Genomic DNA, 26071 nt, shown 5'->3' with positions numbered 1-26071 from the left:
ATGAGTGCGTATAGTCGGAAATGTCGCACTCCCAAGCATTCTGCCGCCACAGCACGAGGTCAAGCCGGTGGACGACGCAGCAGACAGCGCACAGGGCGCACGCACGGATGCGGGCTCCGGCCGTCACGCCGTGGTCCGCAACGGCCACGGTCAGTACGCGATCTGGCCGGGGGACTTGACCGTTCCGGCCGGCTGGCGGCAGGTGTACGGGCCGGCCGCGCGGGCCGACTGCCGGGCCTGGGTGGAGCGCGAGTGGCGCCCGGCCGGGCTGGGCATCGCCGGAGGCACCCCCGTGCCGCGGGAGGCGGCCGGGTTCGCCGACACGGTGCACGGCCTGTTCCGCGCGCGGGCGGCGCACGACCCGGACGCGGTCGCCGTCGTCGCGGCCGACGCCACCCTGGACTTCCGCGAACTCGACCTGCGCAGCGACCGGTTGGCCGCCGGACTGCGGGCCCGTGGGACCGGGCCGGAGCACGTGGTGCCGGTCTGCCTGGAGCGGGGTCCGGCACTGGTGACCGCCTGGCTGGCCGTGCTCAAGGCGGGCGGCGCCTTCCTGCCGCTGGACCCGGGCCACCCGCCGCGACGGCTGGCCCGGCTGGTCGAGGACAGCGGGGCCCGGGTGGTGCTCGCGGACGGGGACGCCTTCCACGGGGCCGTGGGGGTGGAGGTGTTGCGGCCGGACGGTGCGCACGCGCCGGCACCGGACACCCGGCCCGGCGGCTTCCGGCTCGACGACGGCGCCGCCCCCGACGACCTCGCGTACCTCATCTACACCTCCGGTACGACCGGCCGCCCCAAGGGCGTCGCGGTCACCCACCGTGCGCTGCTGTTCACCCTCGACCGGATCGTCCACGCCTACCGGCTGCGCCCGGGCGAACGCGTGCTGCAACTGGCCGCGTTGGGCTCCGACACCGCGCTGGAACAGGTCTTCGGGGCGCTGCTCGCCGGCGCGACCGTGGTGTTCGGCGGCGGCCGGAGCGCGGGCGGCACCTGGGCGCCCACCGAACTGGCCGGCCGCCTGTCCGCGCTGGACCTGGCCGTCGCCGATCTCACCCCCGCCTACGCGCACCACCTGTTCGACCTGCTCCCGCCCGGTGGGCCCGGCCCGCGGGGGCCGCGGCTGGTGGTGGTCGGCGGGGACGCCGTGCACGCCGACGACTGCCGCCGCTGCCTGGACCGGCTGCCCGGTGCCCGGCTGCTCAACGCGTACGGGGTCACCGAGGCGACCGTCACCTCCACGCTCTGCGAGGTCACCGCCGAACTGCTCGGCGCCGCGCCGGGCGCCTCCGCCGCGCCGGGCGCCTCCGCCACACTCGGCGCCCCCGCCACACCCGGCGCCCCCGCCGCGCCGGTGCCGATCGGGCGGCCGCTGCCCGGAGTACGGGTGCACGTGCTGGACGCGCGGCTGCGCCCCGTCCGGCCCGGCGAGAAGGGGCAGATCCACCTCGGCGGGCCCGGCCTCGCCCGCGGCTACTGGCGCCAGGCGGGCCTCACCGCCGAGTCCTTCCTGCCCGACCCGTACGCGACGCTGCCCGGCGAACGGATGTACCGCACCGGCGACGCCGGGCGCTGGCGGGCGGACGGACAGCTGGAGATCCTCGGCCGCTTCGACGACCAGGTGCAGGTGCGCGGACACCGGGTGGACCCGGCCGAGGTCGAAGCCGTCCTGGCCGCGCACCCGGACGTCCGGCAGGCACGGGTGGCGGCCGACGGGCGGGCGGCGGACGGCAGCCGGACCCTCACCGCGTACTACACCCTCGCCGCCGGGGCGGCCGGCGGGGCCGCGGGGTTCCGGGCGTTCCTGGCCGAGCGGCTGCCCGAGTACCTGGTGCCGGCCGAGTTGGTGCCGTTGGAGGCCATGCCGCTCACCGCGGCGGGGAAGATCGACCGGCGGCGGCTGCCGCACGCCCCGGTGCGGCCGGCGGAAGCGGAAGCGGTGCGGAAGAGTGAGGAGGGGACGGGGCCGGAGGCGGTCGAGGAGGCCGTCGGACACCTGTGGGCCGAGCTGCTGGAAGTCGAACGGGTCGGCCCCGACGACGACTTCTTCGCCCTCGGCGGCACCTCGCTGCTCGCGATGGAGATGCTGGCGCGGGCCCGGATCATGTTCGGCGTCGACGTCGGGCAGGTGCGCGCCCTCACCCGCGCGCTGCTGCGCGAACCCGCGCTGCGGGCCTTCGCCCGGGCACTGCGCACCGCGCGCCCGCAGGCCGGTACGGCGGCCACCGGCGGTGAGGCGCCGGACGGCGGGGCGCCGGACGGCGGGGACGGCGCCGTCGACTGGTTCGCGCAGGCCCGGCTCACCGAGGACCTCCGGCAGTCCTGGAACCCGGCGCCCTCCCGGGCCGACCCCGCCGAGATCCTGCTGACCGGCGCCACCGGCTTCTGCGGCGCCCACCTGCTGCACGCGCTGCTCGCCACCACCCGGGCGCGGATCCACTGCCTGGTCCGCGCGCCGGACGAGGAACACGCGCTGGAACGGCTGCGGGCCGCGCAGCAGCGCTTCCTGCGGCACGACCTCGCCGACCCGCGGGTGGTGCCGCTGGTCGGCGACCTCACCCGGTCCCGACTCGGCCTGCCGGACCCCCGGTTCGACTGGCTGGCCGGACGACTGGACGCCGTCTTCCACCTCGGCGGGCAGGTCAACTTCCTCTACCCGTACCACCAGCTGCGGGAGGCCAACGTCGGCGGCACCCGGGAGGTCGTCCGGCTCGCCGGGCACAGCCGGGGCATCCCGGTGCACTACCTCTCCACCCTCGCCGTGCTGGCCGGCTTCGGCGCGGCGGGCGTCCCGAAGGTCACCGAGCGGACCCCGCTCGCCCACCCGGAACGGCTCGGCGTCGGCTACGTCGAGAGCAAGTGGGTCGCCGAGCAGCTGCTGCACAACGCGGCCGCCGCCGGGCTGCCGGTCACCGTGCTGCGCACCAACGACGTCACCGGGGACCTGGAGAGCGGAGTGATGAACACCGGCACCGAACTGTGCGCGCTGATCGCCTACCTGGCCGACAGCGGGACCAGCCCGGACGTCGAGCTGCTGCTCGACTTCGTCCCCGCCGACCGGTTCGCCCGCGCCGTCGCCCACATCGCCGCCCACGCGCCCGCCGCCGGTGAGGCCTACCACCTCACCTCCCCGCGGCCGGCGGTGCTCACCGACCTGGCGGGGCGGCTGCGGGCGCGCGGCCACCGGATCGCCGAACTGCCGTACCGGGACTGGGTGCGGGGGCTGGTCCGGTTCGCCGCCGGGCACCCGACGCACCCCGTGGCGCCCTTCGTCCCGCTGTTCGTGGACCGGGCGCCGGGGTCGGAGCTGTCGATCAGCGAGATGTACTTCCGGCCGACGTTCCCGCTCTTCGACCGGACGGACGCGGACGCGGCGCTCGCCGGGAGCGGCATCGAACTCCCGCCGGTGAGCGCCGAGTTGATCGACCACTACCTGGACGGTCTGGAGCGGGAGGGGTTCCTGCGGGCGGTGTCGCCGTGACGGCCCTCGCCGCCGCCCTGGACGCGCTCGACCTCCGGCGCGCGCCCGGGGACGGCCCGGTGGCCTTCGGCGGGAGCCTCGGGGCGGACGAACTGCTCACCGCGTACCGGCGCGGGCTGTTCCCGCTTCCGGCGGCGGACGTCTACGCGAGCGCGTACAACGAGGCCGTGTACGGGGGTGACGTCGAGCAGGGCCGCGTGGCCCTGCTGCCCGGCGGGCCGGACCCGTACGCGCTGGCCTGGTGGTCGCCCGACCCCCGGCCGGTGATCGCGCCCGACGCCGTGCGGATCGGGAGCCGGCTGGCGCGGCGGCTGCGCAACCGGGCCGGCTGGCGGACGAGCGCCGACCAGGCCTTCGAGCGGGTGGTCACGGCCTGCGCCGAGGAACGCCAACCGGTCTGGCTGACGGAGGAGTTGGCGGAGGCGCTGGTGCGGCTGCACGAACGGGGGGCGGCGCACAGCGGGGAGGTGTGGGAGGGGGAGGAGCTGATCGGCGGGGTGTTCGGGGTCGCCGTCGGTCCGGTGCTGAGCCTGGACTCGATGTTCCACCGCCGACCGGACGCCGCCCGGGTCGCCGTCGCCGACCTCGGGGCGAGGTTCGGCGCGGCGGGCGGGCGGCTGCTCGACGCGCAGTGGGACGGCCCGCACGTGCGCAGCCTGGGGGCGGTGCCGATGGCGCGCTCGCGCTACCTCGCCGTGCTGTCCGGCGGAGGAGGAACCGGCCCGCTGGACGGGGCGATGCTGCCGGCGGCGCGGCTGGGCTGACGCCGCCCCCGTGGCGCCCGGTGGGATGCCGCGACGGCCGCGGGCCGTGACCGCGGGCCGGCCGCCGTCGTACCCGGCGCCGCGCCGACCAGGGCGTCGCCCGCCGCCACCGCGCCGGAAAGCCGCCGGATACGATCACACGATGACGACTTCCAGCGATCCCACCACGGTCTTCGACATCGACGGCACGCTCTGCTTCGACGGGCGGACGATCGACGAACGGATCCTCGCCGCCCTGGAGGCCTGCGAGCGGGCGGGACACCGGCTGGTCTTCGCCTCCGCCCGGCCGGTCCGCGACCTGCTGCCGGTCCTCGACGGGGCCTTCCCCGCCGCCACGCTGATCGGCGGCAACGGCAGCCTGGTCTCGGTCGACGGCCAGGTGCGGGCCCGGGCCGCGTTCGAGGCCGGCGAACTCGGCAGGCTGCTGACCGAGGTCGAGCGGTTCCGGGCCGGCTACCTCGCCGACGGGCCGTGGGACTACGCGTACACCGGGCCGGCCGACCACCCGATCCGCGGCCGGGTCGACCAGGGCGGCCTGGCCCGCCGGGTGGCGCTCGCCGAACTCCCCGCCGTGGTCAAGTTCCTGGTGGTCGACGCCACCGACCTGACGGGCCTGGCCGAGTCCTGCCGGGCGCTCGGGATGGCCGTCAACCACCACCTCGACGAGGCGATCATCGACTTCGCGCCGGGCACCACCAACAAGTGGGAGGCGCTGAGCTCGCTTGGGATCGACACCTACGACGCCTTCGGCAACGACATCAACGACCTCGACCTGCTGCGCAACGCCCGGCACTCGGTCCGGGTCGGCGCCCACCCGGGGCTGGACGGCGTCGCCCGCGTCACCGTCGCCGCCGAACCGGAGGCCGTCGCCGCGGAGATATCCCGGCTGGCCGAGGCGGCCTGACCCCCTCCTCCCGGCCGCCGGCCGGAGCGTGGGAGGGTCGAGGGGTGACTGCCCGTCCGTCCCTGGGGGAGAACGTGTCCGCACCGACCGGCCGGATGCCGAGCCACCGCGAGATCGAGAACCTGATCGCGCGCTACGCCGAACTCGTGGACGACGGCGACTTCGCGGGGCTGGGCGCGCTGCTCGCCGACGCCACCTTCGTCGGCAGCGGCGGGCCGGTGAGCGGTGCCGAGGCGATCGAGGCGATGTTCCGGGAGACGCTGGTCGTGTACGCCGACGGCACGCCGCGGACCCAGCACCTCACCGGCAACGTGGCGGTCGAGGTCGACGAGCGGGCGGGGACGGCGGCGGCCCGCTCGTACGTCACCGTGTTCCAGGCGCTGCCCGAGCTGCCGTTGCAGGCCGTCGCGGCCGGCCGGTACCACGACCGCTTCGCACGCGGGGCGGACGGCCGGTGGCGGTTCGTGGAGCGGCGGGTGCGGATCACCCTGGTCGGTGACGTGAGCCGCCACCTGCGGCGGTAGCGCCTGGCGGTGGCGAGGAGAAGCGGGGCGAGGAGAGGTGGGGACGGCGGTGCGGGAACGGTTGGCGGGTGCGGCACGGGCCGCGTTCGGCGGCGGACGGCGGCTGGCGGGCGTCGAACGGCTGGCGGGCGGCAGCAAGAAGGGCGTGTACCGCCTGGTGATGGACGACGGGGCGTCGGCGATCGCCTACCGGTGGGCCGCCGCCGAGAACCACTGGCCCACGGCCGAAGGGGACGACGACCTCGCCGACCCGTTCTCCCCCGGGCTCGGGGCCGGCCTGTTCGAGGCCGCGCACGCCCGGCTGTCCGCGCTCGGCGTCCGCGTCCCGGCGATCCGGTACCTCGGGCACGAGGACGGACGGGAGGACGAGGACGGGCACGCGGGCCTGGCGGACCTGGTGGTCGTCGAGGACGTGCCCGGCGAGAACCTGGAAGAACTGCTCGCCCGCGATCCGCGCGCCGGCGCCCCGGTGCTGGCCCGGCTGGGGGAGGCGCTCGCGGCGATGCGCGGCCACCGGGCGCCCGGGTACGGAAAAGTGGCGGTCATCGACGGCGGCGGGGCCTCGCACGGGGTCTCCTGCGAGGGCGTCGTCCTGGACCGCGCGCTGCGCGACCTCGCGCAGGCGGCGGCGCGCGACGCCCGGATCGCGGACGCCCGGGAGCGGCTGGCGCGGCGGCTGCTGGACCTGGCGGCGGCGGTGCGCCCGCGCGCGGAGCACGTGGTGGTGCACGGCGAACTGGGGCCCGACCACGTGCTGGTGGACGCGGCCGGCCGCCCGGTGCTGATCGACCTGGAGGGCGCGATGTACTTCGACGTCGAGTGGGAGCACGTCTTCCTGCGGATCCGCCTGAGCGAGGCCGACTACCGTCCGCTGGCGGTGGACGGACTGGACGAGGACCGGCTCGCCCTCTACACCCTGGCGCAGCGGCTGTCGTTGACCGCCGGGCCGCTGCGGCTGCTCGACGGGGACTTCCCGGCGCGGGCTGCGATGGCGGGCATCGCCGAGCACAACCTGCGGCGGGCGCTGGAACTGGCCGGCGGCTGAGCGCGGCCGGGAGCGCAGCGGCCGGGGCGGCGCTCCGTACGGGAGTACGGAACACCGCCCCGGCCCGGGCCCGTCAGGCTCGGCCCGTCAGGCCCGGACCGTCCGTCGGGTCAGTTCGACTGGTAGAAGCCCTGGAGGTCGACGAGGAGGTCGACGTTCTGCCAGCCCTGGTTCCAGAAGTCGACGATGCCGCCCTTGCCGCCCGAGGTCTGCGCGAGGTTCGGGACGGTCTGGCCGGCCGTCCAGTTCAGCGTCGAGGAGATCGGACGGTCCGGGGTGACGGCCGTCCCGTTCTGGTAGTTGGACCAGAAGTTCGGGTCGGGGTTGACCGACAGGAAGCCCGGCCCCGCGGTGTTGGTGACGGTGGTGTTCAGCACCCAGCCGTCGACCTGCGGGGTGGTGGTGTCGCCCTCCAGGCCGAGCGCGATGTAGTTGCGGGCCGTGAGCGGCTCGGGCTTGCCGCTCCCGTCGGGCAGCCGGGTGTCGAGGAGCCGGACCGGCTGACCGATCGGCACCAGGGCGGAGCGGCTGGCGGGGGTGTAGTAGCCGACGATGTCGAGCACCACGTCGGTCGGCTTCCAGCTGCCGTTGCGGATGGTGATCTTGCCGTCGGCGCTGACCGGGACGATCGCCGCGTTGGCGACGGTCTGGCCGCCGGTGAAGTTCAGGTTGGAGGTGGTCGGCACCGCCTGCCCGGTCGGGTAGGCGATCAGGTGGCCGGCGTCCTGCGGACCGGTGGCCGTCAGGTTGACCGCCACGGCGGTGACCCCGGCCGGCACGCCGTTGCGGCCGGCCAGCTGGACGTCGAAGCTGCTCAGCCCGGGGACCTGGCCCAGCGGCGCCCCGATGGCCGAGCGGGTGTCGACGACGCGGGTCTGCGTCACCGACTTGTAGCCGCTGGCGGTCTTGGCGGCGAAGTAGCCGGTGACGTCGGCGAGCAGGTCGACCGACTGGAAGCTGGAGTTGAACAGGTAGACGTACCCGTCGCCGCCGACGCTGGCCACCACCAGGTTCGGGACGGTCTGGCCGGCGACGAAGTTCAGGTTCGACGTCGCGGCCGTCTCGGCCTGGGACTTCGTGGGCTGCACCGAGATGTGGCCGTCCGCCGTGGCGTTGGTGACGGTGACGTTGAGCACCACCGCGTCGACCCCGACGGGGATCTGGGCGGCGCCGTCGACCTTCAGGGCCACCGTGCCGCGGGCGGGGACCTTGGCCAGCGGGGCGCCGATGCCCGACCGGGTGTCCAGCAGGCGGGTGGGGGTGTGCGGGGTGAACTCGGAGCCGAGGGTCTCCAGCGCGACGGTGTTGGTGGCCTGGACGGAGTGCGCGGAGTCCGTCGCGGTGACCGTGACGTTGTACCGGCCGACGTTGGTGTACTTGTGCTTGGTGGTGCGCTTGTCGGTCCCGCCGCCCGCGACGTAGGCGTTGAAGGTGTCCGACGTCCCGTCGCCCCAGGCGATCGTGACGGCGACGGTGGAGGTGTCGCTGGGGGTGACCAGGGTTTCGAGGTCGATGCCGTGCGCGCTGGAGAGCGAGGCGTTCAGGCCGACCCCGATGGTCGCCGCGAGGGGCGCGGCCGGAGCGCCCTGGGCGGGCGCCGCCGCGTTGGCCCGCTGGCCGGGCTTCGCCGTGACGACGGTACGGTCGGCGGCGCTGCTGTAGGTCTTGGCGGGCAGCTTCTTGATCGCCTCCAGTCCGGCCGCGTTGGCGGCGGAGGGCGAGGCCGGCTTCGAGGCCGGTCCGGCGGCCTGGGCCGTCCCGGAGGTGGCGAGACCAACACCGGCCGCCACGAAGGCGGCGAGAACCACAAGTCGGCGATTGTGCACCGAATCCCCCACAATTGTGTGATTAGTCGAACGGAATCAACACAGTTCGAACGTGCGTTCAGAGAGTACAGGTCGTTCGCGGTCCGTGGGACCTCGTTTTTCCGGGGGGCGATCGGTGGACGATTCATCAATTGACGTCGCATTTGCACGATTAAGAGACGAAGGCGACGTTCGTGCGCGGGGGGTTACCCTTCCTCCATGCTCTCCGTGGTGGTGGCCCCCTGGGCGGGCGACTCGAAGCCGGTGTTCGCCCGCAATCCCGACGTCCTGCACGATGCCGCGAGCACGATGAAGGTCGCGGTGCTCGCCGCGCTCTGCCGAAGCGGCGCCGACCTCGACGCCGAGGTGCCGGTGGTGAACCGCTTCGAGTCCGTCGTGGGGGGTGAGTTCGGCAACGATCCGGACTGGGACAGCGATCCGCTGCCCTGGGAACTGCTCGGCACCCACGTGCCGCTGCGCCTGCTCGCCGAGCGGATGATCACCCACTCGTCCAACCTCGCCACCAACCTCTGCCTGGCCCGCACCACCCGGCAGGCCGTCGCCGACGTGTGGCGCCGCGCGGGAGCCACCCGTAGCTCCACCCCGCGGGGGATCGAGGACCACGCGGCGCGCGCCCGGGGCGTGCACAACCGGGTGAGCGCCCACGACCTGGTCCGGCTGCTGCGCTCGCTGGCGGGCGAACCGGAGCTGCTCGCCCTGCTCGAACTGAACGACTTCCGGGTGGACTTGGCCGCCGGCCTCCCGCCCGACACCCGGATCGCCTTCAAGAACGGCTGGATCCCCGGCGCCCGGCACAGCGTCGGTCTGGTCCAGGCGGCGGACTGCCCGCCCTACCTGATCGCCGTCTGTTACACCGGCCCGCTGGCCGACGGCACGGACCGCACCGACCCGGCGGCCCGGCTGCTCGCCCGGATCTCCCGGGTGGTGTGGGACCGGCGCGACCAGATCACCCCGTGGGCGCCGGCGGCCCCGGCGGCCCCGCTGCGACCGGCGGGCTGAGCCCCGGACGCGCGACGGGCCCGGCGGGGCGTCACAACACCGCCTCGCCGAGCCCGTGTTCCACGATCGGAGTGCCCGTCAGGGATCGATGGACCGTCAGCTCCGAGCCGTCAGTACGGCCGCACCAGGACGTGCGCGGCGCCGGGGACGCCGACCTTCAGCAGCTCGTCCTCCTCCGGCGTGGTCGCCGTGCCCGTCTCCTGCTTGAGGATCGCCCGGGACAGCGCCTGGACCCACATCGCGCGCGGGCGGCGGCGCTCCTCCCAGGCGGCCAGGGCCGCCGGGACGGTGTCGGCCGCGTCGAGGCTCTGGGCGAGCACCAGGGCGTCCTCGACGGCCATCGCGGCGCCCTGCGCCAGGTGCGGGGTGGAGGCGTGGGCGGCGTCGCCCGCGAGGACGATCCGGCCGACGTGCCAGGGCTCCTCGACGGTGACCTGGGAGATCCGCGAGTAGACCACCGCGGCCGGGTCGGTGACCTGCGCCAGCGCCTCGGCGATCGGGCCGCCGAAGCCGGCCAGCCGCTCGCGCAGCTGCTCGTGGGCGCGCTCCGGGTCCGGGCGGAAGTCCTCGGCCTCGGCGAAGACCGCGCCCAGGTACATCAGTTCCGCGCTGATCGGGGTGAGCAGCGCCTTCGCCCTGAGGTTGCCGGTGGACATCACCACGCCCCGCACCTCGGGCGAACGCGGCAGCGTGACGCGCCAGTTGGCGAAGCCGGTGTACTCGGGGGCGTACTTCTCGCCGTACAGCCGGCGGCGCAGCGGCGAGCCGATGCCGTCGAAGCCGACGACCAGGTCGTAGCGGCCGGTGTGCCCGTCGGTCAGGGCGGCCTCGACGCCGTCGGCGTCCTCGGTCAGGGTGGCGATGGTGGTGCCGAACCGGAGGGTGGCGCCGGCCTTGACGGCGGCGTCGGCCAGCACCCGGGCGAGCGCCGGGCGCGGGATGCCGTTGTTGGAGGGGGCGTCGCCCATCCGGGGCTGGGGGATGCTGGCGAGGGTGGCGCCGGCCGGGTCGCAGATGGTCAGCACCTCCCACTCGAAGCCGACGGACAGGCAGTCGTCCAGGACGCCGATCTCGCGCATCACGTGCAGGGCGTTGGACGGCTGGATGATGCCGACGCCGAGGGCCTCCAGCTGCTCGCGCAGCTCGGCGACGTCGACCTGGTGGCCGCGCCCGGCGAGGGCGGTGGCGAGGGTGAGGCCGCCGATGCCGCCGCCGTGGACGAGGACGCGCAGGGGAGTGGTCATGTGGGGTGCTCCGGAAGGAAGTTCGGGCGGTTCGGGGCGGTTCGCGGTGGGCCGGGGCGGGTTCAGCCGACGGGGGCAGCGGCGAGGTCCATCAGGTGGTCGACCAGGGCCAGCAGCAGGTCCCGCCCGAAGGCGCGCTCGCGCACGTCCCCGAGCAGCATCGGCACCTGCGGGTCGAGGTCGAGCGCGGCCCGGATCTCCTCGGGGGTACGGGTGTTGGTGTTGTGGAAGCAGTTGATCGCGACCACGAACGGGATGCCCCGGCTCTCGAAGAAGTCGATGGAGGCGAAGCTGGTGTCCAGCCGCCGGGTGTCGGCGATGACGATGCCGCCGAGGGCGCCGTTGACCAGGTCGTTCCACATGAACCAGAAGCGCTCCTGGCCGGGCGTGCCGAACAGGTAGACGACCAGCTCGGGGCTGATCGTGATCCGGCCGAAGTCGAGCGCGACGGTGGTCGTGGTCTTCTGGTCGACGCCGGCCAGGTCGTCGACGCCGACACTGGCCCGGGTCAGGTACTCCTCGGTGCGCAGCGGGGTGACCTCGCTGACCGAGCCGACCAGGGTGGTCTTGCCGACGCCGAAGCCGCCCGCGATCAGGATCTTGACGGCGGCCGGAGCGGCGGCGGGGTCGTCGGTGGCGGAGTGGGGTGTTGCCATGTTCAGAGTCTCCGGAGTCCTTCGCGTACGGCCGTGAGCAGGCCGAGGTCCATGCCCCCGGCGGCCCGGGCCACCGACAGCGGTGCCCGGGCCTTCAGCAGGCCCTGGGCGACCAGGTCGCCCAGCAGGATCTTGGTGACCGAGACCGGGAGGTCCAGGCCCGCCGAAACCTCGGCGACGGCTGCCGGGCGGCGGCAGTGTTCGAGGATCAGCCGGTGCTCGGGCTGGAGGCCGCGCACACCGGCGCGGCTGCCCCGCGCCAGGGCCGCGTCGGCCTTCTCCTCGTCCGTGGTGAGCACGGTGATGAGGGTCAGGTCGTCGCGTTCGGGCGCGGTCCGGCCGCGGGTGATGGTGTACGGGCGCACCATGGTGCCCGTCTCGTCCTCCGCCTCGTCCTCGGCCAGGTCGCTCCAGTGCGGCACCGCGCCGCGCCGCCAGCCGTCGTCCCAGCCGGACTGCGGGCCGGCGGCGGGGACGGGCCGCGGACCGGCCGGCCGGTCCTCCTCGGAGCCGTCCCCCCAGGCGTCGTTCCCGTACGGGTCCACCTGCGTCAGCCCCGGTTCCGGGCGGCGAAGGCGTCGAAGGACGCCGGGGCGGCGGGGGCGGCGGTGCCGTCGCTCCGGACCGGGGTGCTGAGCTTCTGGCCGACCTGCTGCACCAGGGTGTGCATCGCGACGGACATCACCTCGGCGTCCGCCTCCTGGGAGGCGACCACGGCCAGGTGGGTGCCCTGGGCGGCGGCGATGACGAACAGCCAGCACTCGGCGAGTTCGACGATCACCTGGTGCACCGGGCCGCCGTCGAAGAGCTGTCCGACGCCTCGGGCCAGGCTCTGCTGGCCGGTGGCGACGGCCGCCAGGCGCTCGGCGTCGGCCCGCTCGATGGTGCGGGAGTGGCTGACCACGAGGCCGTCGTCGGAGAGCAGGACGGCGTTCCTGGTCCCGGGCACCGAGTCGACGAGTCCGTCCAGCAGCCAGTCCAGGTCCTGGTGGGTGGCGATCGTGCGGTTCATGACTGCTCATCCGTTCGTGTGGTTCGGGAGTCCGCGGCCGGGAGGGCCCAGGGGGACGGGGCGGTGGCCGGGGGACCGGCGGGTACGGCGGAGGGGGCCGCCGGGGTGGTGGGTGCGGGCAGCGGGTGTTCGCCGCTGTCCTGGGCCCGGGCGGCGCGGGACTGGCGCTGGAAGGCGCCGATCGCCGCGCCGGAGCGCCGGCCCGTGCGCTCGGTGCGCTGGAACGGGCCCGCGGGCCCGGCGTCCCCGGCGGGGCGCCCGACCCACTGCGGCTGGGCCGGCGGCACCCGCAGCTCGGCCGCCAGGCTCGCCTGCCGGACGCGCTGCGGCAGCGGGGGCTGGCCGTTCTCGGCCGGGCTGTACGGCACCGAGGTCGGGTACTCGCGGCGCCGCTGGGCCAGCCGGTAGTGGTCGGCCGGGCGGTACTGCTCGTCGGCGTACGGGGCCTCGGCCTCGGTGACCCGCGCGTAGGCGATGTCCGGGTAGGCGGGGGCGTCGTGCGCGGGCGTCGGGTCGGCCGGGGAGGTGTGCTCGATCGGCTGCTCCGGCCGGAAGGGCGGCACCTGCGAGGCGGGCTGTCCGGGCTGTCCGGGCTGTCCGGAGCGGTGCGGCTGGTCGTGCTGGTCCGGCTGCTCCGCCGGGAGGGGCTGCTCCGGCCGGTACGACTGCTCGGAGCGCTCCGCCGCGAACGGCGTGAACGGCCCGGGCGGCGCGGCCGGTGCGAGCGGAGCGGCCGGTGCCGACGGCTGGTCGACCGCCGGCCGGAACGGCTGCTCCGGCAGCGCCGTCCCGTGGAGGCCGGCCTGTGCCTCCGCCCCGGCGGCGGGCGCCGGCAGCGGCACCGGAGCCGTCCGGGGGGCGAAGCCGCCGTGCGGGAAGGACTCCACCGGTGCGACCGGCGGCCCGGCCGGCACCTGGGCGGGAGCCTCGTCGGAGGCCGAGCGCACCGCCCGGCGCGAGCGGCGCACCAGCGGGATCGGCTCGGCGGCGATGCCGCCGGCGCCGTCCGGCAGCCCGGTGTCGCCCTCGATGACCAGCTCGTCGGGGACGAGCACGACCACCCGGGTGCCGCCGAAGGCGGACGGGCGGAACTCGATCTTCAGCCCGTGCAGCGAGGCCAGCCGGGCGACCACGTGGAAGCCGAGGCGGATGTCGTCGGCCCGGGCCAGCACGTCGGTGCGCGGCGGGCGGCTCATCAGTTCGTTGGCCTGGTCGTACTGCTCCGGGTCCATGCCCAGGCCCCGGTCCTCGATCTCGATCGCGAGCCCGCGGCCGACCATGGCGGCGCGCACCTCGACCGGTGCGGGCGGCTTGGAGAAGGTGGTGGCGTTCTCCATCAGCTCGGCGAGCACGTGCGCGACCGGGCCGACGGCCCGCTCGGAGAGCCACGGGTGGCCCTCGATGTCGATCGAGATCCGGCGGTAGTCCTGCACCTCGCCCTGGGCCGCGCGCAGCACGTCCAGCAGCGGGACGGGCTTGCGCCAGCGCCGCTGGGGCTGGCCGCCGGCCATGATGACGAGGTTCTCCTCGTAGCGGCGCAGCCGGGCGGTGAGGTGGTCGAGGTCGAAGAGGCCCTCCAGGACCTCCGGGTCGTCGTGCTTGCGCTCCAGCTCGTCCAGCTTGCGCAGCTGGCGGCCGATCAGCAGCTGGGTGCGGCGGGCGATGCGCTGGAGCAGCCGCTCGAAGCCGCGGTGCTGCTCGGCCTGGCCGACGGCGGCCTCCAGGGCGGCGGAGCGGGCCAGGTTGAGCGCCTGGCCGAGGCGGGCCAGCTCGTCGGTGCGGTGGTCGGCCGGGCCGGACTCGATGGACTGGGCCTCCGCCTCGACGTCCACCTGCTCGCCGCGGCCGAGGCGGTCGACCACCTCGGGCAGGGTGCGGCGCATCTCCTCGGCCTGGGTGTGCAGGTCCTTGATGCGGCGGCGCAGCGAGCGGCTCAGGCGCCAGGAGGCGATGGCGACCGCCACGACGGTGATCAGGCCGATGACGGTGGTCAGCACCACGCGGGTGAGCATGCCGAGGATGGCGCCCTTGCCGACCTCGATGGTGCCGTTGGTGCGCTCCTCGATCGCCTTGACCAGCGGCGGGTTGAGCCCGTCGAGGGCCTGGCGCCACTGGTCCTGGGTCGCGGGGATCTTGACGGTGCCGTTGGCGTCGGCGGCGGTGGGCTTGAGCAGGGCCTGCTCGACGGCGGTCTTGCCCTGCCAGGACGGGCTGTTGACCAGGTCGCGCCAGGCCTGGGCCTCGGAGTCCGGGATGTACGGGATGACCTGGACGTCGAGCAGGTGGTCCTGGGCGCCGATCAGCTGCTGGACCTGCTGGTAGTCGGCGATGGACAGCCGGCCGCTGGGCCAGCCGCGGGCCAGGATGGCGTCCTCGCGGGAGAGCATCTCCTTGGCCCAGAAGGAGTTGACCAGGGTCTTGGACAGCCAGGTGACCTCGCCGGTGTCGACGTGGCTGAGCGCGGTGAACAGCCGCAGGTCGACGCTGATCAGGTCGGTGTAGTAGGCGTAGACGCTCTGCTGGTCGGTGGTGGCGCGGTCGACGGCGGCGCGCTGCTCGGCGAGCTTGCCCATGGCCTGGCGGGCTTCGGCGACGGCGGCGCGGACCTCGGCGGGGGCGTTGTCGGCGGTCGCGCCGGAGAGGGTCTGGAACTGCCGGACGGCGTCGTCGGTCAGCTGCCGCTGGTGGCGCAGCCGGTCGGTGTCGGAGCCGGGCCGGGCGAGCGCCTCGGCGCTGAGCCGGCGTTCCTCCTGGAGGTTGTAGTAGACGATGTTGGAGGGCTGGCCGGCCTTCTGGGCGACGGTGGCCTGGTCGGCCTGCCGCTGGAAGTCGGCGATGGTCTCACCGCTGGTCACGGCCCAGAGGGCGACCAGGGCGATGCTGGGGACGACGGCCAGGACGAGCAGCGCCGTCCGCAGGGACAGGCGTGGACGCCTGCGGGGGCCCTTCGGCGTCGGGGGCCGCCGATTCGCACGCGCGCGCAGAGCTGACTCCTTGGGGCTGGCGGCCGGCCGGTGAGGGGCGGGCCGTCCGGGGTCACGGGCTTTTTGACGAAGCGATACTAGTCATATCGTTTGATGGGAGTGAAAACCCGTTCACCACCTGGGCCGTGCTTGTACACGCGGTGGGCACAATGTCATTCAATTGTTGACCGTACGTATGCGGAGCAGGTGCTCCGGGGCTCGCGTGACACAGTGTCAATGAGGCGCGCGGCCGAAGGATGACCAGGGTGTGAAAAGTGTGTGACGCCCCCACCGGGAGCCGCGCGCGGGCCGCCGACCGGCCGTCAGTGCGCCAGCAGCCGGGACCGGGTGGCCTCCAGTTCCGCCGCCAGCACCCGCCCGGCCTCCTCCGGATCACCGGCGCGCAGGGCCCGGACGAGGTCGGCGTGGGAGTCGTAGCCGTGGTCCGGATCCTCCGCGCGCAGGCCGAACAGCCCGACCAGGGTAGCCAGTTGCTCCCGCAGAACCGGGGCGAACTGGGCGAAGAGGTCATCCAGGACGGGATTGTGGGCCGCGGCCACCACGGCGGTGTGCAAGGCGAGGTCGGCCTCCACGAAGGCGGCGTCGTCGGCCCCGCCCGCCGCCCGGCGCGCCGCCAGCGCGGCGTCGAGCGCGGCGAGGTCCGCCTCCGTGCGGCGGGTGGCCGCCAGCCGGGCCGCCTGCACCTCGACCACCGTGCGCACCTCGTAGACGTGCGCCAGCTCGGCGCGGCGCAGCCGGGCGGCCCAGTCCCCGGTGGGCCGGTCGGCGGTGACGAGCACCCCGGAGCCCTGGCGGCTCTGCACCATCCCGGCCGCCGCGAGGGTGCGCAGCGCCTCCCGGACGGTCGAGCGGCCGACGCCCAGCTCCTTGGCCAGCGCCACCTCGCCCGGCAGTTTCCCGCCCACCGGCCACTGGCCGGCCCGGATCTGCTCCTCCAGTCGCGCGGCGGCCTGTTCGGCGAGGGGGGAGGGGCGGAGCGCGGCCATCGGTTTCACCTGTCAGGTTGTCTGAGGACTCGGGTCGTGGCTAGTCTACCCGGCATGCAGCCGTGGACGCCCACCCCGGGGGGCCTTCTTCTTGGTGGCCGCAGCGGGGCGTGACCTGACCGGCACCCCGCTGCGGGGCGCCGTCCTGCCGGTCTCCGGTACCTGCCCGAGGAAACCCGCCATGCGCTTCCCGACCCTGCACGCCCCCGCCGGACCCGTCCCGGCCGCCGCCCCCGCCTGGAACCCCCAGCGCGGCGGCACCATGCCCTCCCACCGCTACCGCCCCGCCCACGAGCGGGTCCACGTGCCCGCCCTGCTGCGCCGCTGGCCCGGCCGGCGGATCGAGCGGGCCCCGCTGTGGGTGCCCGTCGACCTGCGCGACGGCAACCAGGCGCTGGCCGAACCGATGGACCCGGTGCGCAAGCAGCGGATGTTCGACCTGTTCCTGGCCATGGGCTTCAAGGAGATCGAGGTCGGCTACCCCTCCGCCAGCCGGACCGACTTCGACTTCGTCCGCCGCCTGGCCACCACCCCCGGCGCGGTGCCCGAGGACGTCACCGTGGTCGTCTTCACGGCGGCCCGGGAGGACCTGATCCGGCGCACCTTCGAATCCGTCGCCGGCCTGCCCCGGGTGGTCGTCCACCTGTACACCGCGACCGCGCCGCAGTGGCGGCAGGTCGTCCTCGGCAAGGAGCGCGCCCAGCTGCGGGCGCTGATCACCGAGGCCGCGACGCTGATGGCCAGGCTGGGGGAGGACCGGGAGGGCCTGCGCTTCCAGTTCTCGCCCGAGGTGTTCAACCTGACCGAGCCGGACTACGTCCTGGAGGTCTGCAACGGCCTGACCCGGCTCTGGGACGCCGCGCCGGAGCGGCCCGTCGTCCACAACCTGCCGGCCACCGTCGAGATCGCCACCCCCAACGTGTACGCCGACCAGATCGAGTACACGGACCGCCACCTGGAGCGGCGCGACGCGGTGATCCTCTCCGTCCACCCCCACAACGACCGGGGCACCGGCGTCGCCTGCGCCGAACTGGCCGTCCTGGCCGGCGCCCAGCGCGTCGAGGGCTGCCTGTTCGGCAACGGCGAACGGACCGGCAACGTCGACCTGGTGACCCTGGCGCTCAACCTGCACACCCAGGGTGTCGACCCGATGCTCGACCTCTCCGACATCGACGAGATCCGGCGCACCGTCGAGCACTGCAACCGGCTGCCCGTCCACGAGCGGCACCCGTACGCGGGCGACCTGGTGCACACCGCCTTCTCCGGCACCCACCAGGACGCCATCCGCAAGGGCCTCGCCCACCACGCCGAGACGGCCGCCGCCCTGGGCGTCCCGCAGCGGCAGGCACCCTGGTCGGTGCCCTACCTGCCGATCGACCCCGCCGACCTGGGGCGGGACTACGAGGCGGTGATCCGGGTCAACAGCCAGTCGGGCAAGGGCGGGATCGCCCATCTGCTGCACACCGGGGAGGGGCTGGAACTGCCCCGGCGCCTCCAGATCGAGTTCGCCCGGGTGGTGCAGGAGGCCACCGACGACAGCGGGCGGGAGGTGAGCGCGCAGGAGCTGTACGGGCTGTTCCGGGCCGAGTACCTGGACGCGGGGGCCGACCGGAAGTGGCGGGTCGGCGAGGACTGGGCCGAGGTCGACGGCCGCCGGGGCACCGGCGCCGGGCCGCTGGACGCGGTGGCCGACGCGGTGGGGGCGCAGATCCTCTCCTTCAGCGAGCACGCGGTCGGCCCCGGGCGGGACGCGGTCGCCTACGTGGAGGCCCGGGTGGGCGGTTCGGGTGAATCCGACGGTCCGGACGGCTCGGGCGGGCCCGGCGGATCGCCTGACCGGGTGGTGTGGGGAGTCGGCCGGGACGCCTCGGTGCTCACCGCGGGCGTCCGGGCGGTGCTGAGCGCCGTCGCGCGCGCCGCCGGGGCACCGCAGGCCTCCCCGGCGTCCCCCGCCTCCACGGCGTCCCCCGGTTCCCCCGCCTCCCCCGGCTCCCCGGTCTCCCCGGCGCGGAAGGCATGATGGGCCGATGACATCCTCCCTCCCCGCCCGCAGCCAGGCCGTCGCCGAAGCCCTGGCGGCGGCCGGCGTACCCGGCGAGATCCGCGTCCTGCCCGACTCCGCCCGCACCGCGGCCGAGGCCGCCGCCGCGCTCGGCTGCGAGGTCGGCGCCATCGCGAACAGCCTCGTGTTCCACTGCGACGGCGCCCCGCTGCTGGTCATGACCAGCGGTGCCCACCGGGTCGACACCGCTTACCTGGCACGGCAGTTGGGCACCGGCCCGATCGAGCGCGCGAGCGCCGCCCAGGTCCGCGAGGCCACCGGCCAGGCCATCGGCGGCGTCGCCCCGACCGGCCACCCGAGCCGGCTGCGCACCGTCGTCGACACCGCCCTGGAGGCCTACGAGGTGCTCTGGGCCGCGGCCGGTCACCCGCACACCGTCGTACCGATGACGTACCGGGAGTTGCTCACCGTCACGGGCGGTACGCCGTCTACCGTCGTGGCGCCGTAACCGCAAGGCCGATCGCTCTCGGGCTGCGGACATCGACGGCGGGCGGATACTGGAGGAGTGGAACGAACCGTTCCCCGCGTCGCCGACCCGGTGGCCGGAACGGTCGGACCACGGGCAACGGCCTCCAGGTCCCCGTGACCGCGCCGTCAGCGCCGGTCTCGGGCGCACAGGAGTGCCGCCGAGACGAGAGAGAGAAGCCGTGATGAGTTACTTCGGTCGTCGTGAAGACAGAGATCGCCGCCGTCGTCGTCGCAACCGCCGTGGGCACCACCGTCGTCGCTTCGGTATGTGGTGACGGTGAGTTCGGCGGGGCTGCTGCACGGCAGTTCTGATTAGCACCATCACAAGGGGCCGGCGGCGCCACCGCCGGCCCCTCACCCTGGGAACGAAGCCGCCGCCGTCGCGACGACGGCGCGCCCCACCACGAAGCCACGCTGCTTCCTAGAGCAACGGACCGTGTCCATGCGCGATGTGGCGCCCAAGGCCGACCGGGGGGCGGACGAGACCGACGACCAGGGTCCGGTGACGGACTCACCCCTCATCCCGCTGCGGGAGCTGTACCACCGGTTCTGGCCGTGGGTGCGCCCCGACGCGCGCTGGCTGCCGGTGAGCGGGCTGCTGCTCGTCCTCGGCGCCTTCGGCGAGGTCGTCTCCGTCTGGCTGTTCAAGGACCTGATCGACGACGTCCTGGTGCCCCGGCGCTTCGCCGACTTCTGGCCGCTGGCCGGCCTGATGCTCGGCGCCTCCGCCACCGCCGCGCTGTTCACCTACGCCGGCACCTACACCAGCACCAGGACGGCCGAGCGCGTCATGCTGCGGCTGCGCACCGACACCCTCGCCCATCTGCACACCCTGCCGCCCGACACCCTGGAGACCCGCTGGCGGGGCGACTTGGTCGCACGACTGACCACCGACATCGCCGCGATCGAGCAGATGGTCGCCACCGGGCTGGTCGAGGGCGCGGTGGCCTCCGTCAGCCTGCTGCTGTTCACCGGCGCGGCGTTCTACCTGAGCTGGCCGCTCACCGTGGCCGCCCTGCTGGCCGCCCCGCTGTTCGTCCTGTCCACCAGCCTGTTCGGGCGCCGCATCCGGCGCCGGGAACGGCAGGTCCAGCGCCGGGCCGGAGGGGTGACCGCACTGCTGGAGGAGAGCCTGCGCAACGCGGCGGTCACCCGGACCTGCGGCCAGGAGGAGCGCGAGGTCGAACGGGTCCACCGGGAGGGCCGGGCCCTGCTCGCCGCCGAACTCGCCGCCGCCCGGGTCGCCGACCTCTACCAGCCGTTCGTCGGCGTGCTCCAGCTGCTGGCCGGGCTCGCCGTGGTGGGCGTCGGCGCGCTGGAGGTCGTCCACGGGCACCTCAGCCTCGGCGGCCTGCTCGCCTTCGCCGCCTTCATGGCCCAGCTGTTCGAGCCCGTCGAGCAGCTCGCCGCCCTCGTCCCGCTCGCCGGTACGGCCTGCGCCTCGGGCGAGCGCGTCCTGGAGCTCCACGACCTCACCAGCCCGGTGCGCGAGCGCCCCACCGCCCGGGACACCGGCCCGGTCCGGGGCCGGGTCACCCTCCGGGACGTCCGGGCCGGCTACCCCGGCGCCACCGGACTGCCCGGCCCGCCCGTCCTGACGGGCCTGGACTTCGACCTGGGCCCCGGCGAGAGCCTGGCCGTCGTCGGGCCCAGCGGCAGCGGCAAGTCCACCCTCGCCAAGCTCCTGGTCCGCTTCCTCGACCCGCAGGCCGGCAGCGTCCGCCTCGACGGGCAGGACCTGCGCGACCTGACCCTGGTCTCGCTGCGCCGGGCGGTCACGCTGCTGCCCCAGGAGGCCCCGCTGTTCCACGGCTCCATCGCCGACAACATCGCCTACGGCCGCCCGGACGCGCCGCCCGCCGACATCGAACGCGCCGCCCGCAGCGCCGGAGCCCACGACTTCGTCACCGCGCTCCCGGACGGCTACCGCACGGAGATCGGCGCCGACGGCTTCCAGCTCTCCGGCGGCCAGAGCCGGCGCGTCGCCATCGCCCGCGCCTTCCTGCGGGACACCCCCGTCCTCGTCCTGGACGAACCCACCAGCGGCCTGGACCCGCACACCGTCGAACAGCTCGTCCCCGCGCTGCGCCGCCTGATGGCGGGGCGCACCACGGTGCTGATCACCCACGACCGGGCCCTGCTGCCGCTGGCCGGGCAGGTCCTCACGCTGCACCCGCCGGACGCCGCCGGACCGGACCCGGGCCCGGACGGCGCGCGGGGCGCGGGCTCGGCGGCGGCTCCGGGCGGGGGCCCGGGGGCGGCCTCGGCCGTCCGCCCGGTCACGGCGCTCCGGGCCCGGGAGCCGGGGAAGCCCTGAACGCGCGCCGCCGTCCGGCGGCCGGCTACCCGCCGAGGTAGCGCAGGACGGCCAGGACGCGGCGGTTGTGGTCGGCGGTGCGGGGCAGGTCCAGCTTGTCGAAGACGGCGTTGAGGTTCTTCTCCACCGCGCTCAGCGAGATGTGCAGCCGCTGCGCGACGGCGGTGTTGGTCCAGCCCTCGGCGAGCGCCTTTAGGACGCTGCGCTCGCGCGGGGTCAGCCGGGCCAGCGGATCGGCGCGGGTGGTGCGGACCACCAGCTGCCGGACCACCTCCGGGTCGATCACCGCGCCGCCCGCCGCGATCCGCACCAGTGCGTCCAGGAAGTCGTCGACCTCGGCCACCCGGTCCTTCAGCAGATAGCCCACCCGCTCCGCACCCGTCTCCAGCAGCCGGGCGGCGTAACCGCGCTCGACGTGCTGGGAGAGCACCAGGACCCCGGTGTCCGGCCACCGCTCGCGGATCTCCACCGCAGCCCTGAGCCCCTCGTCGGTGTGGGTCGGCGGCATCCGGATGTCCACCACCACGACGTCCGGCGGCTGCCGCGCGACCTCCGTGAGCAGTGCCGCCGCGTCACCGACCGCGGCCGGCACCTGGTGGCCCTCCTCGGTGAGCAGGCGGACCAGCCCCTCCCGCAGCAGGGTCGAGTCCTCGGCGAGGGTCACGCGCACGGCAGCTCCGCGGTGATGACGGTCGGGCCCCCGGCGGGGCTGTGGACGTGGAGGGTGCCGTCCAGCGCGGCGACCCGCCCGCGCAGACCGGTCAGGCCGCTGCCCGCCGGGTCCGCGCCGCCGCGGCCGTCGTCCGCCACCCGGACGGTGAGCAGCGCCGCGGTCCGGACCACCCGGGCCGAGACCGCCGAGGCGCCGGAGTGCTTGGCGGCGTTGGTGACGCACTCCGACACCACGAAGTAGGCCGCGGTCCGGACCGGGCCGGGCAGCGGGCCGGCCACGTCGTAGTGGAGCCGCAGCGGGATCGCGCAGCGCTCCGCCACCCCGCCCAGGGCCTCCTCCAGCCCCAGGGCGTCCAGCGCCGACGGGTACGCCCGCCAGGCCACCTCGCGCAGTTCGGTCAGCAGCCCCTGCGCCTCCCGGTGCGCCTGGCGCAGCAGTTCCGCCGTACGCTCCGGGTCCCCGTGGCGCTCCAGTCCGCGCCGCGACCGGCCGAGCAGCATCGCCAGCGCCACCACCCGCTGCTGGACGCCGTCGTGCAGGTCCCGCTCGATCCGGCGCCGCTCACTGTCCACCGCCCGCACCACCGCGGCCCGGCTGTCGGCGAGTTCGGTGATCCGGCGGCGCAGCAGCTCGGCCTCGGAGGGGCCGAAGCACTCGCGGGCGAGCCGGGCGTCCAGGGCGGCCAGCGAGAACAGGCCCTGCACGGCCAGGAAGAGCAGCACCCCGCCGAGCGGCACCTGGGTCGCCAGCTGCGCCCAGCCGAGCGAGCCGCGCAGCACCCCGCCGGCCAGCAGCACGGCCAGCCCCGCGCCGAAGACCAGCAGCGCCAGCACCGCCCCGGCGACCAGCCCGCCGCCGGCGCGTGCCACCAGGTAGCGCAGCAGCCTGGCGTCCTCGGCCCGGTAGTGGCGGGGGAAGTGGTCGCCGAAGAACAACCGGCGCCGGGCCCGTTCGAGGGCGGCCAGCCGGTGCGCCCCGGGCATCAACCGCCGTGTGGCGTAGGGGCGGTGGCGCGGCCGGAGGAGGAACGGGCCGAGGGCGGCGGTCGTGAGGAGCAGGTACAGGGCGGCGAGGGCGGCGCTCGGGACGCCGAGCAGGAACCCCACGGCGCGGCGCGGCCTCGGCATCCGGTCTGCTGCGTCCCCCTGCATGGGGTCCGAGCTTACGGGGTCCGAGCTCACGGGATCGGCGCGGGCGGGGCGGCGGTGCGGGCGGGGGCGGCGGTGCCGGTCCCGCCCGGCTCCGGCCGGCATATTCGCTGGCCCCGGCTCCGGCGGCCGGGTGAGGATGGTGCGATGGACGACGCCTTCACCCTGGGCTGGCAGTACGCCGCCGGTCTGGTCATGCCCGAGGACCTGCCGATGGCCGCCGCGAACCTGCTGGCAGCGGGCATCGGCGGGGATTCGCCGGCCCTGTGCGACCTCGCGGGGCGGTCGGGTCGCGGCGAGAGCTCGGCCGAGCTGGCGGAACTGCTCCGGCAGGCGCTGGCCGACCTGGGCCTGCCGGTGCCGGACGAGGCCTTCGTCGAACGCGCCGTGCTGCACCACGCGGCGGCCGGGCTGACGTCGGGGGAGATCACCCCCGGGGAGGCGTTCGACATCCTCCACCGCTCCTTCCTCCATGACGTGACCGAGCAGGAACGGCGGCTCCTGGCGGCGGCCGACCAGGCCTGCTGCCCGGGCTGCTTCGACGTGTGGCCGTCCGCGGTGCGGCGGGAGTGGGAGCAGGAGTTGAGGGCGGCGGCCCTCGACGTGGTGTCGGCTCCCGGCCACGCGCACACCGTCGCCTGGTACCGGGGCTGACGGACGGTCGTGCGTTCCGCTCCGTCCGGGGGCGGTCCGCAGGCTCAGCGGCCCAGCGCCGCCACGGTCCGCCGGGTCAGCTCCCGGGCGCGGGCGAGGGTGGCTTCGAGTTCCGCGGCGGTGCCGCCCGGGGCGGCCAGGAGTGAGCGGGCCGTCGGTCCGAACTCCGCCGGGGTGTCGGGAAGTCGCTCGGCGACGGCGAGGGCGCCCTTCTCGTTGAGGCACCACCGGCGGTGGTGGGCGTACAGGGCCTGGATCAGGATGCCGACGGCCCGGGACAGGCAGAGCGAGACGTGCAGGGAGTCCGCGCGGGCGGCGCTCTTCGCGGCGGTCTCCAGCAGGAAGGCGGCCTCCCAGGTGGCGGCGGTGAGGGCCTCGCGCAGCGGCTCCGGGTAGTCGGCCGTCCGCCGCTTGAGCGTCGTCAACTCGCCGGTGGGGTCGGCCAGTGGCCGCCCGAGCGCGACCTCGCCCGGGTAGCAGGGCGACCAGAAGCCGAGCGGGTGCCCGGCCTGCGTCCCCACCTCGTAGCGGCCCTCGCGGCAGTCCGCCCACACCTGCTCGACCCGGTCGAGGTCCCGCAGGATCCAGTCCACCGCGACCCCGTCGATCCGCAGCCACGCCCCGCCGTTCACCCACGGACCCCAGCCGCCCGGGCCGGCCACCGCCACCTCCGGCCCGGCGAGCGCGCCCAGCGCGTCGAGGTCGAGGGCTCCCCGGTAGTACACCCCGAGGTCCCAGTCCGAGCCGGGCCGCTCCTCGCCCCGGGCCCGGCTCCCGCCGAGCATCACCCCCACCACGCCCGGGACCCGGGTGAGTTGCTCGGCCATGGACTCGATGATCGCGTGCATGCGGCGAGTCTGACAGATCGTCAGTCGACCTTCGGTGCCGGACGCGGCCGGGAAGTCCGCTGCGCGGCAATGGCGTTCACGGAGGTGCGCCCACTCCTCGCCACTCTCAACCTATAGCGCACGGGGGGCCTTGCCGCAAGGCCCCGGCGATGCCGCAGAATCACCGGGCTCAGGAACGCAACGGGACGGGGAGTCACGACGTGCGAGTGGTGCTGGCGACGTACGGGTCGCGCGGGGACGTCGAGCCGATGGCCGCGCTGGCGCTGCGGCTGGAGGCGCTGGGCGCCGAGGTTCGGGTGTGCGCGCCGCCGGACGAGGAGTTCTCGGCGCGGCTGCGCGAGGCCGGGGTGGAACCGGTGCCGGTCGGGCGGTCGGTTCGCGAACTGGTCACCGGGCCGCGCCCGGAGCCCTCCGACCTGCCCCGGCGCGCCGCCGCGCTGGTCGGGCAGTTCCACGCGGCGGTGCTGGAGGCGGCCGAACCGGGCGGCGCGGTGGTCGCCACCGGCCTGTTCCCGGCGGCGGCCGGCGCGCAGGCGGCGGCGGAGCGCGTGGGCGCCCGCTTCGTGTACGCCGCGCTCCAGCCGACCGTGCTGCCCGCCCCGCACCACCGGCCGTTCGAGTACCCGATGCTGCCGCGCCCGCCGGAGGTGACCGATCCCCGGGAGCTGTGGGCGCTCGACGTCGGCACGATGAACGCCCTGTTCGGCGAGGCGGTCAACCGTCACCGGGCGGCGGTCGGGCTGCCGGAGGTCGACAACGTCCGGGACCACGTCCTCACCGGCCGGCCGTGGCTGGCCACCGACCCGATGCTCGGGCCGTGGCCGAGCCCGGCCGAGCCGGGGTGGCCCGAGGTGGTGCAGACCGGCGCCTGGATCCTCCCCGACGAACGCCCGCTGCCCGCCCGGCTGTCGGCCTTCCTGGCGGCCGGCGAGGCGCCGGTGTACGTCGGCTTCGGCAGCATGCCGCTGCACGACGCGGCGGGCGCCGCCCGGGTGGCCGTGGAGGCCGTCCGGGCCCAGGGCCGCCGAGTGCTGCTCGGGCGCGGCTGGGCCCGGCTGGCCGGGGTGGACGGGGCCGGGGACTGCTTCACCGTCGACGAGGTCAACCAGCAGGCGCTGTTCCCGAAGGTCGCCGCCGTCGTCCACCACGGCGGCGCGGGCACCACCACCACGGCCGCCCGGGCCGGCACGCCCCAGGTGCTGGTCCCGCAGATGGTCGACCAGCCCTACTGGGCCTCGCGGGTCGCGGACTCGGGCATCGGCGCCGCCCACGACGGCCCGACCCCGACCACCGAGACCCTCACCGCCGCCCTGAGCCGCGCCCTCGCCCCCGGCACCCGCGAGCGCGCCGCCGCCTTCGCGGCCGGGGTCCGCACGGACGGCGCGGCGGTGGCGGCGGAGCTGCTGCTGGGCTGAGGCGGGGCGCCGGCGGCGGAGACCTCTCGTCCCGACCGCTCTTCGCTTCCTTCGTGAGCACCTC

The 26071-nt window shown here is 75.2% G+C and carries 21 protein-coding genes; 11 read left to right on the top strand and 10 right to left on the bottom strand.

All coding sequences use genetic code 11. The features are described 5' to 3' along the window. Positions 1 to 67 precede the first annotated feature (67 nt). From ACZ55U_RS29025 to ACZ55U_RS29005, 5 genes are all read left to right on the top strand, one after another. Positions 68 to 3478 carry an amino acid adenylation domain-containing protein gene (locus ACZ55U_RS29025; RefSeq protein ID WP_465530628.1) on the top strand — a complete coding sequence of 1137 codons (3411 nt, stop codon included), beginning with the start codon at positions 68 to 70 and terminating at the stop codon, positions 3476 to 3478. Next, the gene (locus ACZ55U_RS29020; RefSeq protein WP_465530626.1) at positions 3475 to 4242 is read left to right on the top strand and encodes a leucyl/phenylalanyl-tRNA--protein transferase; all 768 of its coding nucleotides are present in this window, start codon (positions 3475 to 3477) and stop codon (positions 4240 to 4242) included. Before ACZ55U_RS29025 ends, ACZ55U_RS29020 begins: the two co-directional genes overlap by 4 nt. 142 nt (positions 4243 to 4384) lie before the next feature. Next, positions 4385 to 5146 carry an HAD hydrolase family protein gene (locus tag ACZ55U_RS29015; protein ID WP_465530624.1) on the top strand — a complete coding sequence of 254 codons (762 nt, stop codon included), beginning with the start codon at positions 4385 to 4387 and terminating at the stop codon, positions 5144 to 5146. A gap of 95 nt (positions 5147 to 5241) precedes the next feature. Continuing rightward, the gene (locus tag ACZ55U_RS29010; protein ID WP_465530666.1) at positions 5242 to 5670 is read left to right on the top strand and encodes a nuclear transport factor 2 family protein; all 429 of its coding nucleotides are present in this window, start codon (positions 5242 to 5244) and stop codon (positions 5668 to 5670) included. A gap of 49 nt (positions 5671 to 5719) precedes the next feature. After that, on the top strand, positions 5720 to 6715 hold the full coding sequence (locus ACZ55U_RS29005; RefSeq protein ID WP_465530622.1) for a phosphotransferase: 996 nt from the start codon (positions 5720 to 5722) through the stop codon (positions 6713 to 6715). Positions 6716 to 6825: 110 nt separating this feature from the next. Here the strand turns inward: ACZ55U_RS29005 and ACZ55U_RS29000 are convergent, their stop codons facing one another. Continuing rightward, positions 6826 to 8523: a PKD domain-containing protein gene (locus ACZ55U_RS29000; protein ID WP_465530620.1), complete on the bottom strand. Its 1698-nt coding sequence runs from the start codon at positions 8521 to 8523 to the stop codon at positions 6826 to 6828. Positions 8524 to 8739: 216 nt separating this feature from the next. Between ACZ55U_RS29000 and ACZ55U_RS28995 the strand changes: the two genes are divergently transcribed. Continuing rightward, positions 8740 to 9540: a serine hydrolase gene (locus ACZ55U_RS28995; protein ID WP_465530618.1), complete on the top strand. Its 801-nt coding sequence runs from the start codon at positions 8740 to 8742 to the stop codon at positions 9538 to 9540. 110 nt (positions 9541 to 9650) lie between these two features. Here the strand turns inward: ACZ55U_RS28995 and ACZ55U_RS28990 are convergent, their stop codons facing one another. The 6 genes from ACZ55U_RS28990 to ACZ55U_RS28965 all read right to left on the bottom strand — a co-directional run bounded on the left by ACZ55U_RS28990 (position 9651) and on the right by ACZ55U_RS28965 (position 16422). Next, complete coding sequence (locus ACZ55U_RS28990) at positions 9651 to 10784, bottom strand: FAD-dependent monooxygenase (RefSeq protein ID WP_465530616.1); 1134 nt, start codon at positions 10782 to 10784, stop codon at positions 9651 to 9653. 62 nt (positions 10785 to 10846) lie between these two features. Beyond that, positions 10847 to 11440, bottom strand: coding sequence for a GTP-binding protein (locus ACZ55U_RS28985; RefSeq protein WP_465530614.1), 594 nt, complete (start codon positions 11438 to 11440; stop codon positions 10847 to 10849). Between the two features lie 2 nt (positions 11441 to 11442). Then, complete coding sequence (locus ACZ55U_RS28980) at positions 11443 to 11985, bottom strand: DUF742 domain-containing protein (protein ID WP_465530612.1); 543 nt, start codon at positions 11983 to 11985, stop codon at positions 11443 to 11445. A 5-nt stretch (positions 11986 to 11990) separates the two neighbouring features. Next, positions 11991 to 12452: a roadblock/LC7 domain-containing protein gene (locus ACZ55U_RS28975; RefSeq protein WP_465530610.1), complete on the bottom strand. Its 462-nt coding sequence runs from the start codon at positions 12450 to 12452 to the stop codon at positions 11991 to 11993. Beyond that, positions 12449 to 15307, bottom strand: a complete 2859-nt coding sequence (locus tag ACZ55U_RS28970) for a sensor histidine kinase (RefSeq protein ID WP_465530608.1) — start codon at positions 15305 to 15307, stop codon at positions 12449 to 12451. The genes ACZ55U_RS28975 and ACZ55U_RS28970 overlap by 4 nt, the downstream gene beginning before the upstream one ends. A 431-nt stretch (positions 15308 to 15738) precedes the next feature. Beyond that, positions 15739 to 16422, bottom strand: coding sequence for a FadR/GntR family transcriptional regulator (locus tag ACZ55U_RS28965; RefSeq protein WP_465530606.1), 684 nt, complete (start codon positions 16420 to 16422; stop codon positions 15739 to 15741). A gap of 181 nt (positions 16423 to 16603) precedes the next feature. On the opposite strand from ACZ55U_RS28965, the gene ACZ55U_RS28960 reads away from it, so the two are divergent. The 3 genes from ACZ55U_RS28960 to ACZ55U_RS28950 all read left to right on the top strand — a co-directional run bounded on the left by ACZ55U_RS28960 (position 16604) and on the right by ACZ55U_RS28950 (position 21269). Continuing rightward, positions 16604 to 18442, top strand: coding sequence for a 2-isopropylmalate synthase (locus tag ACZ55U_RS28960; RefSeq protein ID WP_465530604.1), 1839 nt, complete (start codon positions 16604 to 16606; stop codon positions 18440 to 18442). A 7-nt stretch (positions 18443 to 18449) separates the two neighbouring features. Next, positions 18450 to 18932, top strand: coding sequence for a YbaK/EbsC family protein (locus tag ACZ55U_RS28955; RefSeq protein ID WP_465530602.1), 483 nt, complete (start codon positions 18450 to 18452; stop codon positions 18930 to 18932). Between the two features lie 462 nt (positions 18933 to 19394). Beyond that, positions 19395 to 21269, top strand: coding sequence for an ABC transporter ATP-binding protein (locus ACZ55U_RS28950; RefSeq protein ID WP_465530600.1), 1875 nt, complete (start codon positions 19395 to 19397; stop codon positions 21267 to 21269). Between the two features lie 25 nt (positions 21270 to 21294). Here the strand turns inward: ACZ55U_RS28950 and ACZ55U_RS28945 are convergent, their stop codons facing one another. Both ACZ55U_RS28945 and ACZ55U_RS28940 read right to left on the bottom strand, forming a co-directional pair. Beyond that, entirely contained in the window at positions 21295 to 21939 is a 645-nt protein-coding gene (locus tag ACZ55U_RS28945; RefSeq protein ID WP_465530598.1) for a response regulator, read from the bottom strand. After that, positions 21930 to 23093, bottom strand: coding sequence for a sensor histidine kinase (locus ACZ55U_RS28940; protein ID WP_465530596.1), 1164 nt, complete (start codon positions 23091 to 23093; stop codon positions 21930 to 21932). Before ACZ55U_RS28940 ends, ACZ55U_RS28945 begins: the two co-directional genes overlap by 10 nt. 144 nt (positions 23094 to 23237) lie before the next feature. On the opposite strand from ACZ55U_RS28940, the gene ACZ55U_RS28935 reads away from it, so the two are divergent. Beyond that, positions 23238 to 23744 carry a hypothetical protein gene (locus ACZ55U_RS28935; protein WP_465530594.1) on the top strand — a complete coding sequence of 169 codons (507 nt, stop codon included), beginning with the start codon at positions 23238 to 23240 and terminating at the stop codon, positions 23742 to 23744. Between the two features lie 44 nt (positions 23745 to 23788). Here the strand turns inward: ACZ55U_RS28935 and ACZ55U_RS28930 are convergent, their stop codons facing one another. Then, complete coding sequence (locus tag ACZ55U_RS28930; protein WP_465530592.1) at positions 23789 to 24592, bottom strand: nucleotidyltransferase family protein; 804 nt, start codon at positions 24590 to 24592, stop codon at positions 23789 to 23791. Positions 24593 to 24792: 200 nt separating this feature from the next. On the opposite strand from ACZ55U_RS28930, the gene ACZ55U_RS28925 reads away from it, so the two are divergent. Continuing rightward, positions 24793 to 26007, top strand: coding sequence for a glycosyltransferase (locus ACZ55U_RS28925; protein ID WP_465530590.1), 1215 nt, complete (start codon positions 24793 to 24795; stop codon positions 26005 to 26007). The last annotated feature ends 64 nt before the right edge of the window (positions 26008 to 26071 follow it).

This window comes from Kitasatospora sp. NPDC034533, assembly GCF_055575155.1.
Note: the sequence above shows the minus strand (reverse complement) of the source record. Positions and strands in the feature narration are given on the sequence as shown.

What these genes read in the sequence shown, in the direction of transcription:
- ACZ55U_RS29015 (WP_465530624.1), top strand. Translation starts at nt 4,385, where the DNA reads ATGACGACTTCCAGCGATCCCACCACGGTCTTCGACATCGACGGCACG.
- ACZ55U_RS29010 (WP_465530666.1), top strand. Translation starts at nt 5,242, where the DNA reads ATGCCGAGCCACCGCGAGATCGAGAACCTGATCGCGCGCTACGCCGAA.
- ACZ55U_RS28995 (WP_465530618.1), top strand. Translation starts at nt 8,740, where the DNA reads ATGCTCTCCGTGGTGGTGGCCCCCTGGGCGGGCGACTCGAAGCCGGTG.
- ACZ55U_RS28990 (WP_465530616.1), bottom strand. Translation starts at nt 10,784, where the DNA reads ATGACCACTCCCCTGCGCGTCCTCGTCCACGGCGGCGGCATCGGCGGC.
- ACZ55U_RS28985 (WP_465530614.1), bottom strand. Translation starts at nt 11,440, where the DNA reads ATGGCAACACCCCACTCCGCCACCGACGACCCCGCCGCCGCTCCGGCC.
- ACZ55U_RS28975 (WP_465530610.1), bottom strand. Translation starts at nt 12,452, where the DNA reads ATGAACCGCACGATCGCCACCCACCAGGACCTGGACTGGCTGCTGGAC.
- ACZ55U_RS28965 (WP_465530606.1), bottom strand. Translation starts at nt 16,422, where the DNA reads ATGGCCGCGCTCCGCCCCTCCCCCCTCGCCGAACAGGCCGCCGCGCGA.
- ACZ55U_RS28960 (WP_465530604.1), top strand. Translation starts at nt 16,604, where the DNA reads ATGCGCTTCCCGACCCTGCACGCCCCCGCCGGACCCGTCCCGGCCGCC.
- ACZ55U_RS28955 (WP_465530602.1), top strand. Translation starts at nt 18,450, where the DNA reads ATGACATCCTCCCTCCCCGCCCGCAGCCAGGCCGTCGCCGAAGCCCTG.
- ACZ55U_RS28950 (WP_465530600.1), top strand. Translation starts at nt 19,395, where the DNA reads ATGCGCGATGTGGCGCCCAAGGCCGACCGGGGGGCGGACGAGACCGAC.
- ACZ55U_RS28940 (WP_465530596.1), bottom strand. Translation starts at nt 23,093, where the DNA reads ATGCAGGGGGACGCAGCAGACCGGATGCCGAGGCCGCGCCGCGCCGTG.
- ACZ55U_RS28935 (WP_465530594.1), top strand. Translation starts at nt 23,238, where the DNA reads ATGGACGACGCCTTCACCCTGGGCTGGCAGTACGCCGCCGGTCTGGTC.
- ACZ55U_RS28930 (WP_465530592.1), bottom strand. Translation starts at nt 24,592, where the DNA reads ATGCACGCGATCATCGAGTCCATGGCCGAGCAACTCACCCGGGTCCCG.